At 52.3% G+C, this 13,048-nt stretch carries 12 protein-coding genes and 1 pseudogene; 3 read left to right on the forward strand and 10 right to left on the reverse strand.

Annotated features, from left to right (window positions below; translation table 11 throughout):
- Positions 1-567 precede the first annotated feature (567 nt).
- The 3 genes and pseudogenes from KZ483_RS16835 to KZ483_RS28655 all read right to left on the reverse strand — a co-directional run bounded on the left by KZ483_RS16835 (position 568) and on the right by KZ483_RS28655 (position 3,660).
- Positions 568-1,727: pseudogene (locus KZ483_RS16835) on the reverse strand (DUF2264 domain-containing protein).
- Between the two features lie 87 nt (positions 1,728-1,814).
- Positions 1,815-2,141, reverse strand: coding sequence for an L-rhamnose mutarotase (locus KZ483_RS16840; RefSeq protein WP_220348628.1), 327 nt, complete (start codon positions 2,139-2,141; stop codon positions 1,815-1,817).
- Between the two features lie 16 nt (positions 2,142-2,157).
- Complete coding sequence (locus tag KZ483_RS28655) at positions 2,158-3,660, reverse strand: L-fucose/L-arabinose isomerase family protein (protein ID WP_258881296.1); 1,503 nt, start codon at positions 3,658-3,660, stop codon at positions 2,158-2,160.
- Between the two features lie 121 nt (positions 3,661-3,781).
- Between KZ483_RS28655 and KZ483_RS16850 the strand changes: the two genes are divergently transcribed.
- Both KZ483_RS16850 and KZ483_RS16855 read left to right on the forward strand, forming a co-directional pair.
- Positions 3,782-4,660 carry an AraC family transcriptional regulator gene (locus KZ483_RS16850; RefSeq protein WP_220348629.1) on the forward strand — a complete coding sequence of 293 codons (879 nt, stop codon included), beginning with the start codon at positions 3,782-3,784 and terminating at the stop codon, positions 4,658-4,660.
- A gap of 373 nt (positions 4,661-5,033) precedes the next feature.
- On the forward strand, positions 5,034-5,939 hold the full coding sequence (locus KZ483_RS16855) for an SDR family oxidoreductase (RefSeq protein WP_220348631.1): 906 nt from the start codon (positions 5,034-5,036) through the stop codon (positions 5,937-5,939).
- On the opposite strand, the gene KZ483_RS16860 is transcribed toward KZ483_RS16855, so the two are convergent.
- The 3 genes from KZ483_RS16860 to KZ483_RS28660 all read right to left on the reverse strand — a co-directional run bounded on the left by KZ483_RS16860 (position 5,911) and on the right by KZ483_RS28660 (position 7,350).
- Complete coding sequence (locus KZ483_RS16860; RefSeq protein ID WP_220348633.1) at positions 5,911-6,192, reverse strand: hypothetical protein; 282 nt, start codon at positions 6,190-6,192, stop codon at positions 5,911-5,913. The two genes, KZ483_RS16855 and KZ483_RS16860, sit on opposite strands and share 29 nt — an antisense overlap.
- Positions 6,193-6,277: 85 nt before the next feature.
- Positions 6,278-6,949 carry a carbohydrate ABC transporter permease gene (locus tag KZ483_RS16865; RefSeq protein WP_220348634.1) on the reverse strand — a complete coding sequence of 224 codons (672 nt, stop codon included), beginning with the start codon at positions 6,947-6,949 and terminating at the stop codon, positions 6,278-6,280.
- Between the two features lie 29 nt (positions 6,950-6,978).
- The gene (locus KZ483_RS28660) at positions 6,979-7,350 is read right to left on the reverse strand and encodes an ABC transporter permease subunit (protein WP_309568678.1); all 372 of its coding nucleotides are present in this window, start codon (positions 7,348-7,350) and stop codon (positions 6,979-6,981) included.
- A gap of 740 nt (positions 7,351-8,090) precedes the next feature.
- Here KZ483_RS28660 and KZ483_RS16875 point away from each other — a divergent pair.
- Entirely contained in the window at positions 8,091-9,488 is a 1,398-nt protein-coding gene (locus KZ483_RS16875) for an MATE family efflux transporter (RefSeq protein WP_220348636.1), read from the forward strand.
- Positions 9,489-9,513: 25 nt separating this feature from the next.
- Here the strand turns inward: KZ483_RS16875 and KZ483_RS16880 are convergent, their stop codons facing one another.
- Genes KZ483_RS16880 through nikB form a run of 4 tightly spaced genes read right to left on the reverse strand, consistent with a single transcriptional unit; the run spans position 9,514 to position 13,045 of the window.
- Positions 9,514-10,293, reverse strand: a complete 780-nt coding sequence (locus KZ483_RS16880; RefSeq protein ID WP_220348638.1) for an ABC transporter ATP-binding protein — start codon at positions 10,291-10,293, stop codon at positions 9,514-9,516.
- Positions 10,238-11,308 (reverse strand): ABC transporter ATP-binding protein, encoded by a 1,071-nt coding sequence (locus tag KZ483_RS16885; RefSeq protein ID WP_258881297.1) that lies wholly within the window; start codon positions 11,306-11,308, stop codon positions 10,238-10,240. Before KZ483_RS16885 ends, KZ483_RS16880 begins: the two co-directional genes overlap by 56 nt.
- Positions 11,301-12,107, reverse strand: a complete 807-nt coding sequence (nikC, locus tag KZ483_RS16890; protein WP_220348640.1) for a nickel transporter permease — start codon at positions 12,105-12,107, stop codon at positions 11,301-11,303. Before nikC ends, KZ483_RS16885 begins: the two co-directional genes overlap by 8 nt.
- Positions 12,104-13,045 (reverse strand): nickel ABC transporter permease, encoded by a 942-nt coding sequence (gene nikB, locus KZ483_RS16895; protein WP_220353499.1) that lies wholly within the window; start codon positions 13,043-13,045, stop codon positions 12,104-12,106. The genes nikC and nikB overlap by 4 nt, the downstream gene beginning before the upstream one ends.
- Between the last annotated feature and the right edge of the window lie 3 nt (positions 13,046-13,048).

Below are 13,048 nucleotides of genomic sequence, written 5' to 3' on the forward strand. Positions count from 1 at the left end.
GCCTTAATTCAAATTCGATATTATGCAGATCGACCCCGGCCCTGTCAGCTGCCTCTTCAATTACTTGAAAAATTGATCGACATCAGCCGGTTTGACTTGCGGATCAATAAAGTTGCCTTCAGGTTCAGCCAGGCTCTGACGCAGACTATTGCGATTCCGGCAATTACATCCTTGTTCCTGCAATTTCGGTGCATATTACGATCTTCCGTTAACCGTGCATCTGCCGCCAGCTGTCGGACAGCGGTAACCGCTTACAATTTCCTTGTCAATGATATTCGAATTTCCCTGAAGCTGCCTTTTTTGGGCTTATTCGAATTTTCCAACGTCAGTTCTCGGTCCCGAAAAGATGAAATCATATAACAACCCTCTTTTCAATGTAAGTAAACTACATTAATTTATTAATTTAAATTTTGTTTTACTACATTTTAATAATATCCTATTTTTCTTGCCTGCTGCCGGTCCTGACGCACAAAAAGAACCAACCGGTAAGTTCCGATTGGCCCGAATGAGCTGCTCCCCGCCTTGTATGGTGCTGTGCCGTAGCTTGGCGACGGCCTCAAAGTCCTTTCATGTATGAAGCGCATGATCGATCGGAAACGCCTCTCCGGACCATGCCAGCTTTGCGGTCCAGGAGGCCTCACCCTGCCAGAAGGGGTTGTCCGGGCCGAGACCGAGCGGAAGAAACACAGCGGCGCACAAATATAAACTCCCGTTGAGATATAATGCTCTCCGATCTCCGGCTGCGTGCCGCAAAAGCCGATTCGAAGCCAGCCGTTCTCATCGAAGGTTCCCGGCATTTCGAGCGTCCTTCTTATAACAGCCGTCAGCGCGCACCGCACACCGGCAGGCGTAACCGAAGGGGGAAGCTTCTCCAGCAGCGCGATATGCGCCAGCGAATGAAAGGCGCCACAGCGGTAAGCGAGCGAGCGGCCGAGCGGCGGGAATGTGCCTTCCGGCGAAATCATGCGCTCCTGCGTTTCGGCATAACGGGCAGCCTTGGTCATCATCGGCTCGACCATGGACCGCCACTCGCTCTCCTCAGCTCCAACGGCGCGGAGGATATCGACCAGCATCGGCTGGATCACGAAGCTGTTGTAATAATCGGCGCGGTAATCCGGTCCGTCCCCGTATGTGCCGTCGCCCAAATACCACTGATCATGCTGTTTCAGCGCATAATCAATACGCATGCGGTCCCAGTCGGATTCGCCGGCCTGGAATAAAGCGGTTTCAATGGCGGCCGAGAAGAGCAGCCAATTGCTGAAATACGGCTTTCTTGTGCGGGTGGCTTTGAGGGCCTGTACCAGGTTACGGCGAACCCGCCCGTCAAGCGATTCCCACAGCGTCCGGGGTGCCCTGAGCAAAGCGAGCGCGAGGAATGCCGCATCTACAATCGGCTGCCCGCCATCCGTGAAATTCATAAAGTCCTGCGAATCAGGGTCTGTCGCAGCATCAATCGCCTCCTGCGCAAGCGCCGCGGCGCGTAAGCGCAGGATTTCTTCCTGCCCCGTTAAATGCCCTGACTCAAGCCATGGAGCCATACCGCAAAGCAGGCGGCCGAACGCCTCGAGATGGGTGTAATGCTTGCGCTCACCGTTCTGCGCCTCAACCGGCATCCGCTCCTTCAAACGCCGTTCGGCCAGATTGACAAGAACGGGGTTTCCGATGCGTCCAAGCATCTCCAGCCAATAGGCTCTGTCGGCTGGCCCTGCTTCGTAATCCAGTTCCATTAATTAATACACTCCTTTCCGGCAGCTTGCTGTCCAGTTCCTCTCTAGTATACTGGTTTTGCAAACGAACGGAATGTAAAAAAAAATTTACTTCAAATAGAAAATTTTAGTCATCCTTTGGATCGGCTCCACCTTATTAATGTCAAATGAGCCCTCTACCATTTTCGACGTAATGGCGTTCCATCTGCCGCAAACCTCGCTCCTGGCGATATAAGCGAAAGCCTTCTCAACATCGTCGCATTCGAAGCAGTAGAAAAACAGGCTTCCGTCCTGAAAGATCGAATAATTCCGGATACCGGCTATGCTGTGCTCCTCAAGCACCTCAGGCCACGGATTCAGATGCATCTCAACATACTCGGCGATATACTCCTCTTTGATCCGCCAGGTCCACGCATACTTATTGCTTTTCTCCATAGGTATCACCCTCCCTTTATAAGATGCAATGAGCTACCTGCATCAGCTCGCCGACCTTCCGGAATAAGGATGCGTTGTGGCCAATCGATATGGCGCAGTGGTGCGTCGGCGCTTCAGCGAACCATCTGGCCATATAATCGTCCGGATGCTCGCGAAATTTGACCGGTGTCTGCGTGTTCCCGATTCTCATAATCGGCCCGTTGGTTGATTCTCCTTCGCTGATGATGAGCTTCAGCTTTCCGTCGCCGGTTTGCGTCACATTCAGCGTTGTCACCGGTCCTGTTCGCACCTTTGCCTCGACGGAGACGCCTGTGCCCTGCTTGCCGTGATACAGTCCCATACCGCGCAGAACCGGCTTTCCATCTGCAATGGCGATGTGGAAAGGTCCGTCATGGCCAAGTAAAATCGTCTCGTCGACGTAATCGACAACCACGATTTCAGAGAAACTGCCTCCGGTGCCGAGAATGTCGCATATTTTCATCGCTATCGCCGTTTTCAGATCTCCTTCGCCGGAGCAGGGAATGCCGCGTGCGGTCAGCAGCGAATGGCCGATAATAAAGCCTCCCTGCAGCTTCTCATACTCCCCTCCGGGCGCCCCGTGATAATAATAGGTAAGCGCGTCCAGATCATATTCCCGAACCAGCTTCTCCTGCGCCGCAGCCACCCTGCAGGACCATTTCATCTGTTCATCGGTCGGCTTTCTTGCGATCGGATCGGATGGGGAGTCGCCGCTGATTTCGAACATACCGTGTACTTCTTCAAGCTTGGCCGCAGCCTCCTGCGGAGTTACGTCCTTCAGCAGCCTGTTCAAATCGCACATCTCCAGCACTTCCACATGTAGTCCGGTTTGCGACTGAATCATTGTAAAATCGCTGTACAAGTCCAGCATCCCGCTGTAAGTGTTGCCGAGAAAGCCGAACCGGCTGTGGCGAAGGGTCCTCGGCACGCCTGCAGCGCGTACCCACTCCTCGATTTCCGCCCAGGCACGGATTGCTTCCTTCCGGTCGTGAGTCGTTTCATTAGCAAGGGATATATCCGGCGTATAATCAAGTCCGAGGAGGCCGTTCACAACCCGAAATGATATTCCGGCACGGTTAAAGGCGTTGGCGAATTCGGGTACCGGACAGGCGCCGCAGTTCGCAAGCCATTCGCCCGTTGTCGTCCGTTCGTAGTCAATCCGGTCTGTCGGCTGCAAATTAAGAAACACGACAGGCGCCTTACACTGCTGATGAACGGGCAGCACGGTCGAGCTCGTCGAGTAAGTAGCCGCATGACAGAAGACAAGGTCCACATTGTGCCCACTGAGCCACTCCCCGGCTTGCCGACCTTCACTTTCCGTATCCACTAGTCCATAGTTATAAATTTCGCCCCAGACAGACATCCGTTTTTCAATAAATTGTCCGTATTCTACAAGCCGCTCCCGCAGGCCGGGGAATTGGTCCCAATAAGCTCGAAGCCCCACGGAATACAGACCGATCCGAGGCTTGCGGCTTGGTTTGATGGATTGCAGCAAAGACATCTTTACCACCCTTTCGAAAGATGAAATAATAGCTTTAACCGAATTGTAATGGCTTACAATCCAAATTACATCGAACCATCTTGTGCAAAAATAGCAGAATCTTGCGAAAGGGGGTGAACGATTGTCCGCTTATAGGGAAAGAGCTTCTCACGGGTGGGCCGCCGATTCCGTCCGGCTCATAGCCACTCCGTCCTCTTTTGCCAGAACGTCACTTTTTTACGTCCAGGAAGTCGGACATTTTCGAACGTTGGCGTCATATTTTACGGAACGGGAGCAGCTCAGTTCCTATCTCGTCGTGTACACCGTCTCCGGGAAAGGCAGACTGTCCTACCGCGGCAAAATGTACACACTGCTGCCCGGTCAGGTTTTCTTCATCGACTGTATGGACCATCAGTATTATACGACCGATCCGGAGGAACCTTGGGAGCTGCTGTGGGTACACCTGAACGGTGTCAGCGTCCGCGCTTATTATGAACTGTTTGCCGCAGCCCAAGAAGAGCCGGTCATCATGGTGAAGCCGGAAACCAATCTGCCCGCCATCCTCAGGGAATTAATTCACTTGCACCGGGATAAGAGCTATCGAACGGAGCTTATCGGTTCAAAGCTGCTCGTGGAACTTGTGACGGAGCTGGTGCTTGCTGCGCAGCAGCCCGATGGGCCTGCCGGCGAAGTGCCCGGATATATACGGGCTGTAATGCGGGAAATCGAACAGCACTATGCGGAAGAACTGGCGCTTGAATATCTGGCGGGTCTGGCTGCGGTCAGCAAGTACCACCTGGCCAAATCGTTCAAGCGATATATGAGCATCTCTCCAGGCGAATATATCATTAATACCCGGATTACTCATGCCAAGGAGCTGCTCAAGTATACCGGTCTTCCGGTGGCCGAGATCGCCGCAAATGTTGGAGTCGATAACGTAAGCCATTTCATTCGGTTATTCAAAGACCGCGAGGGCGACACTCCACTGGTTTTTCGGAAGAAATGGCAGACGCCGCGATGATTGTGTATACAAGGTCAGCTGCTTGTCCCGATGGCCTTACTCCCGTCAGATAATGCCCGATATCAGGGAACCGTCCCTCCGCTATATCATGATAGGCATCGCCGGACTAATTCCCAGTATCCCTTACATAAACTACATTAGGCGCAGGCTGCAGGTACAAAGGGGTGGAAAAGGAGTCATTCATTGAAAATATGGGTTGCTCGCAACAACGATACACTCCGAATCATCGCGGATCACAAGCGTGTATCGATTGATGATCTCATAACACTTAATCCATCCATTGCACACCCCGATCAGAACATCGCTGGCAAGCTGGTAAATCTTCCTTTCGTCACCATAGAGTAAAACGCATTACTTCTGAAGGAGGAACCCCATGGTTCGATACTACCCCGTATATCCGTACATTGGCGCATTCCAAAGAGTGGTGACGCAGCCTATCGCTTTTCCCCCGCAGCATCAGCGGCATCCGGGTGAGGAGTGGCTTATGCAGCCTCCGCCGATTTTTGATTACCGCGGCTATGCCGGCAGCGGCAAACTGAGAGGCAAGGTTGCTCTCATAACGGGTGGCGACAGCGGAATCGGCAGAGCGGCTGCAGTCTCTTATGCCAAAGAAGGCGCCGACCTGGCAATCGTATATCTCAATGAACACCGTGATGCGGATGATACCAGGAGGTATGTGGAACGGCTTGGCGCACGCTGCCTGCTGCTCCCGGGAGACCTGCGTTACTCCGCCGTCTCTCGGGCTGCAGTGGCACGAACAATAGAAGTTTTCGGACGGCTGGACGTATTGGTCAATAACGCGGCAATCCAATATTATACTAGAAGCATCCTGGATGTCTCTGATGAACAGCTGGAGAACTCGTTTCGCACGAATGTCTTCCCGCTGTTTTACATGATAAAGGCGGCGCTCCCCTATTTGAAGAAGGGCAGCTCCATCATTAATACGGCCTCAAGAGTCGCTTATGAGGGAAATAAGAATGTAATTGACTACGCGGCCACCAAGGGTGCCGTGGTTACCTTCACCAGGACCATGGCCATGTCGCTTGTGGACCGGGGAATTCGGGTCAATGCCGTGGCGCCAGGGCCGACATGGACGGCTCTTAATGTAACCTCCTATCCTCCCGAGCATGTCGCGGTCCTTGGGACCGAGATACCGATGGGTCGCGCTGCCCAACCGTTCGAAATTGCTCCGGCATTCGTGTATTTGGCAGCAGAGGATTCCGCTTTCGTAACAGGTCAGGTCATTCATGTTAACGGCGGAAAGATTCTGTACTCATAAGCGTACATCCCATTATCCAAATCGCACTCCTGCAGAAAAAAGAGGCATGCATGCCGGCCTTGATCGCGTCGCGGTAGTCCTGTCCGTCGCTGCCGAAGACGACGAAATCGCCGAGGTTGCCGGAAGCCATTTGAGTCGCGAATTTATTCGCTCCGCCCTCCAGGTTTTGCGAGATAATATTCAGCTTCAGTCCGAATTTGTCCTGCACGATTTTACCGAACCAGCCGCCCTGCTCTCCCGAGAAGTTGGCCAATTGGGAATAAACGTTAACGGTATAAAGCTCCTTCTTATCGTCCTGCTTTGCCGTGCCGGTATTCGTGCCGGTGCCGGTGCCGCTGTTATTGCCGTTTGAGCAAGCGGCGGCGCTTACGAGCAGCGCCGATGCGATCAGAACGGTTGAACGAGAAGATTGCGATGGTGGCCAGAATCGGCGTTATTAGCGGGAATACGATCCGGGTGAAAACGGTCCAATACCCCGCTTCGTCGATCTGGGCCGATTCCTGAAGGGCGGCGGGAAGCGACTCCACGAACGTCTTGACCAATATAACGTAGAATGGCGACACGATAGCAGGCAGGATATAAGCCAGAAAGTTGTTTGTCAGGTTAAGATTGAGCATCGTAATATACCATGGAATGATACCTGCGTTAAAATATAGCGTGATGACGATAAAGGGGTACCAGAACTTCCGTCCCCACATTTCCTTCTTCGTGAATAGGAAACCGAGCAGCGCCGACCCGCCGACGGTGAGAACCGTGCCGACAACCGTTCTCGCCAATGACACGAAGGCCGCTTGGCTGAACCCGGGAATTTTCAATACCTGGATATAGTTGCCGAAATGGATCGATTTCGGGTAGAACGTAACAAGTCCGCGGCTGCTCAGATCATTGCTGCTGATCGTATTGATGAACAAATAATACAATGGGAAAATACAGATGATAGCAAACATTCCGAGTAACAGATAATTTATGGTATGAAACGTCATATCCTGGGCGGTTTGTTTTTTATGCATACGCCTTTGCTCCTCCTTATAATTCGGGACTACACTATGCTTTCGCCGCGGACCACTTTGGAAAGGCTGTTGGCAAAGAAAAGCAGGATAATACTGATGATCGATTTCAACATGCTGATGGCTGTCGCAAAAGAGAAGTTCGAACCAAGTAGGCCGATGTTATAGACATACAGGTCCAACACCTCGATATGGTCTTTGTTGATTGGATTCTGGAAGACGAAGTACTGCTCCAATCCGTTGTTGATGAAGTTGGCGATCGTCAGCAGCAGCAGCACGAAATAGGTCGGCATGATCCCCGGCAGCGTAATGTGCCAGATCGAGCGGAATCGTCCCGCCCCGTCGACTCTTGCCGCTTCGTACAGCTCCGGGTCTATCCCGGAAATGGCCGCAATATACAGGATCGCGCCCCATCCGAGCCCTTTCCAGAGTTCCCAAAGCGTTGGGGAGCGTGGTCAGGATCTGGACGCCTTTCTTGAACCGGTTCGAACGTATTTCGGATAAGAAAATGGCGAACACGACCGGAAGGAACGAGGTGAGAATCCCCAGAGAGCTCATTGCCATTGTATTCCGCATAACCCGTAGTACTTCGCCCCTTTGAGTCGGATTGCTGAAAATGGATTTGAACCACTGAAATCCTACATATTCCGTTTCAGACAAGGGAATGCCCGGTCTGAAATTATAGAACGAATAAATCCAACCGTACAGCGGTAAATAAGAGAATAGAAATACGAGAATCAGAAAAGGAAACGCCATCAGAAAAAGCCGATACTTATTGGGTATTCGTGAGTTTCGCGGCATTGGAATCGCTTCCATTTTATCGGTAGCCTGAATGGTACTTCTCATCGCTCTTGCACCCCACCTATCTCTTTGATGAATCTAGAAAATATTCCTTTGGCTGGATCTTAATTCATATACTACTAATCCCAAAGGTCCAATAATACCCTAATTATTAGTGGTTTTATCTCCTAATAATTAGTGAATTAGCTATAACGCAAACAAGAAGGCAAACCGGGGCAGCCCACTAACACTTTCATAATTGGATTGACAAAAAACTTCGGAACTAATTATAATAAGATGTTTTAATCGTAATTTTTTCTAATAAAATTATGAGCCAACTCTTTTTTTGAAAAGGACGAAAGCAATGAAGGATACACCCTATGAGCTTCAATCTACTCAATCGCCTCAACCTTCTACCGGCACTCCCGCTGCCGGCAGGACTGCAGAAAAGAACCGCCTATCTCAGCGCACCTATCTTGCACTTGGTTTGCCGCTGCTGTTGTCGGGATTAACGACACCACTCCTCGGGGCTGTCGATACGGCGACTGTCGGTCAACTGACCGACCCGGCTCTCCTCGGAGGCGTAGCGGTCGGAGCGTTGATTTTTAATACGATGTATTGGCTGTTCGGATTTTTGCGGGTCAGCACGTCCGGATTTGCTGCTCAGGCTCTTGGTTCCGGCGATCATGAGAAAAGCCTGGCTGCTTTATTCAAGCCCGCCTTGCTCGCTTTGTCCATCGGTTTGTTATTCGTACTGCTGCAGCGCCCAATTTTACATAGTGCGCTGACTCTGATACGGCCGGGCGACGATGTCAGTCTTGTCGCTTCCCAATACTTCAATATCCGCATATGGGGCGCCCCCGTTACCCTCATGAACTATGTCATCATAGGCTGGATGCTGGGAACAGCGAAGATACGGATGACATTGTTCCTTCAAATCGGCATGAACGTATTCGATATGGGGCTCACGCTCCTGTTCGTCAAAGCTTTCCATTGGGGCGTCACGGGTGTAGCCGCCGCCACCACCATAGCTGAAGCGACTGTACTCGCTGCGGGATTAATTGTTTTTGCGGCTTCAGTAAGGCTGCCGTCCGGTGGATCAGCCTGGAAATCCCTGATGCACATAGGCGATTTCAGAAAGATGCTGTCGGTCAACGGCGACTTAATGATTCGTACCGCTTGTTTGCTGAGTGTTTTTAACTTGTTTACTGCGGCGGGAAGCTCGTTTGGAACGGAACAGCTTGCAGCGAATGTGATTTTGCTGCAAATTCATTTTCTGATGGCGGCGGTGTTCGAGGGCTTCGCCAATGCCGGCAGCATCTTCGCCGGAAAAGCGCTGGGCTCGCAGGACAGGCTTTTATTTCGGAGAACGATCGGTCTCTCATGGCGGTGGGCATTATTATCCGCGGTACTAATAAGCGGCATATATTGGGTCCTTAACAGCACATTAATTACACTGTTTACGAACAATGACAAAGTAAGCAGTCTCGCATTAAACTACAGCATTTGGATCGCCGTTTATCCGTTTGCTGCCGGTCTTTGTCTCATATTCTACGGTATATTTACCGGAACGACGAAAACAGCGCCTATCCGGAATTCGACGATTATGTCTCTTATCGTCTTCCTGGCGGCGCTTTATCTGCTTGTACCCGTTTACCAAAACCACGGCTTGTGGCTCGCCTTTCTGCTGTTCAGCCTGGCCAGATCGTTATTCTTGATTATGTATCTGCCGAAGCTGGAAAGATCGCTGTTTATAAGGTGATTTATAAGGTGGCTTATATAGGGGCTTATAAGGTGACCGCCTGCACCATCCTGCGGGTATATTCGTGCCGTTCCGGCGAGAACAACTCTTCCGATTCGAATAAATCGGCCAAACGCCCCTCCTTCAATACAGCGATACGGTCGCTCATGTACCGTACCGAGGCGATATCGTGGGAAATAAACAAATAAGACATATTAAATTCCTTCTGAAGCTCTTTGAGCAGATTCAAGATTTGCGCCTGAATGGAAACGTCGAGACTGGAGGTGGGCTCATCGCAGATCAGCAGCTTCGGCTGCAGGCTGAGCCCTCGCGCTATCGCTACACGCTGCTTCTGGCCGCCGCTAAGCTGGTGCGGGTAATAATCGAGCAGACCGGTTCCCAAGCCGACTCTATCAAGCAATAAAGAAGCCGTCCCGCGTTTGGAATTCCGGTCGTTCCTCGGAAACTCCGGCACAGCTTCGGGATAATTCTCCAAAGGTTCAATAACCGTCTTCCAGATCGGCAAACGCGGATTTAATGAAGCGGCAGGATCTTGAAATACGACCTGAACATGCTGCCGGGCCAACCTTAAAGCACGGCCCGTAAGTGAATGGAAAGGAACACCGCTCAGCATAATCGATCCCCGGTCAGGCTTCTCCAGTCCTAAAATCAGCTTGGCCAAAGTGCTCTTGCCGCTTCCGCTTTCTCCAACCAGACCCACACACTCACCTTCCGCAATTGTAAAGCTGACGTCAGTTAACGCCAGGACGTCAGACGAGTACGATTTGCCGATGCCGCTCATCTCCAGCAGCTTCCTGCTTTTCATCACGTCCTCCCCCTTCCTCATGATTCAAGTGGCAGGCAGCCACGTGCCCCTCCCGGATCTTTTTCATTTCCGGCGGAGTCTCGGCACACTGCTGCGTCCGGGACGGGCACCTGTTCCCGAAGGGGCAGCCCTGCTCCGCGACCGAGCCCGGCTCTCCGGGAATCGCGGCCAGCTTACCGGGCATACGCGCCGCCGTAAGCACTGGTCTTGCCTTAAGCAGAAGCTGCGTATAAGGATGCTGCGGGTTCATGCGGACATCTTTTGTCGCACCCTCTTCGATTAAACGGCCCCCATACATGACAGCCATTCGGTCCGTATGCTTAAGCACGTGATTCAAGTCGTGAGAAATAAGCAGAACAGCGCAATTCGTATCCTTCCGAAGATCTGCGATCAATTCGAGCACGCCTTCTCCCGTCAACACATCAAGAGCGGTTGTCGGCTCGTCTGCAATCAGGAGCGACGGCTTCAGCATCAGTGCAGCCGCCAAGGACGCCCTCTGAAGCTGGCCGCCGCTTAGCTGAAACGGATAGCTTGCAAATACCCGGGCCGCGGGAAGCTGAACCCGGTTAAGCCATTCCATGGCGGTTTCCCGTGCTTCCTTGACGCCGGCTTGTTCATGGCTGCGGATTGTCTCGACGAGCTGCTTGCCGATTTTCATAAATGGCGTGAAGCTGCCCTGATAATTCTGAAACATGTAAGCAATTCTTTTACCCCGGACGCGTCTTCTCTCCCTCTCCGATAAAGAGCATAATTTCATCCCTTCCAAATAAATATGGCCGGATGTAACATGAAGAGGTTTGGGCAGCAATCCGAGAACTGCCGCGGCGGTAACGCTTTTGCCGCTGCCGCTTTCCCCTACCAGCCCTATCATTTCACCGGGATAAACCGATAAATCGACGCCATGCACCAGACTGCGGTTATGTCTCCCTTTATTATGAATCGCCGAGATCGACACCCCGGACAGACGCAATACAGGAATTGTATCGGTCACCTGAACACCTCTCCATCTATTCACTCTTCGCATCAAGAGACTCGCGAAGTCCGTCGCCGATTAAATTGCACGCCAGCACGAGCATCATAATGGCAACTCCCGGATATATCATAAGCTCGGGAGCGGTCTGAAAATAAGGTCTGCCGTCATTCAGCATCGCTCCCCATTCCGGTGCCGGCGGCTGGGCTCCCAGACCGAGATAGGAGAGCGAGGAAATAATCAGTATCACCTTGCCAATATCAAGCGCGGCAAGGACCAGCACCGGGGAAACAATCTGCGGCAGCAGATGCCGGCGCAGCAGCTTCCAGGTGCTGCAGCCTCCCACTCTTGCCGCCAGCACATATTCTCTTTCCCTTTCGGAGAGAACGATCCCCCTGACGATCCGCGCGTAACTGATCCACTTGATAAGGACAACCGAAAGCATCAGATTCGTCAGGCTCGGCCCCAGAAAACCTGCAACGGCGATGGCCAGAATAAACTCCGGCAATGCAACTAGCCCGTCAGCCAAACGCATTAAGAACGCATCCAGACGACCGCCGATATACCCGGATATAAGACCTGCAGGTATGCCGACTATAATGACGGCGATAACAACCAATGAGGTGATGCCCAGAGTTATTTGCGCTCCAGATGCGAGCCGGGAGAAAATGCAGCGTCCGAGGTTATCCGTTCCAAGAGGGTATTTCATGCTTGGAGGTAAGAATCGTTCCCCCATATTAACACTTAGCGGATCGTTATCCACCAAATAAGGTCCCGCTGCGGCTGCAAAAACAATAAGCCCCAATAAAATCAAACCGAAGATCAGCATCGGGCGGCGAATCATAGAGACACACCCTTTTCATACCGGATCCGCGGATCGATTATACTGTAGGACAGATCAACAAGGAGGTTAATTGTAACGGCAAATACGCCGGTTAGCAGCACATATCCCTGAATAACCGGGTAATCGCGGCTAAAAATCGCTTCAACAGCCATACTGCCGAGGCCCGGCCACGAGAATAGGGTTTCAACGACTACCGCCCCGCCGAGCAGACTGCCGATGCCCATTCCGAATACCGTCACGACGGGCAGCAGCGCCGCCCGGAAGGCGTGCAGCGAAACGACGCGCCACTCCGGAAGACCTCTTCCCCTTGCCGCGCGGATATAATCGTGCGATAAGCTCTGCAGCAGTCCCGCCCGCAACAATCGCGCATAGACTGCCGCCAAAGGAAAGCCTAAAGTGAACGAAGGCAGGATGATTTGTGTTAAGCTCCCTTTTCCCATCGAAGGCAGCAGCTGCAGCTTGAAGGCGAACAAATAGACAAGCATAAGTCCGAGCCAGAAGCCGGGGACTGCAGCGCCGACGAGTGCCAGGGCTCTGCTTAACAGGTCGGGCCATCTTCCCGGGTATCTGGCCGCAGCTATTCCGAGAGGAACGGATATCAGCAGCAGAACCGCCATGCCTCCTGCCGTTAATTGCAAGGTTGCGGGAAGCCGTTCCATCAGCTCCTGCCAGACAGGCTTGCCTTTGACGTATGATTTGCCGAGATCGAGCTGCAGCAGCTTCCACATCCACTGTCCGTATTGGACGATAAGCGGCCGGTCGAAGCCGAGCTCCGCACGGAGCCTCTCTTCGTCGGCCGCTGTAACCAAGAGCTCATCGGCTTGCAAAATCGTCTTCACGGGATCGCCGGACGCCAGCTTCATCAAGGTGAACGTAGCCACCGAAAGAAGCAGCAGCACGATCAGCAGCTGAAGCGCGCGCTTTCTAACAATAAGCAGCAC

It is taken from the genome of Paenibacillus sp. sptzw28, assembly GCF_019550795.1.
GTDB lineage: Bacteria > Bacillota > Bacilli > Paenibacillales > Paenibacillaceae > Paenibacillus_Z.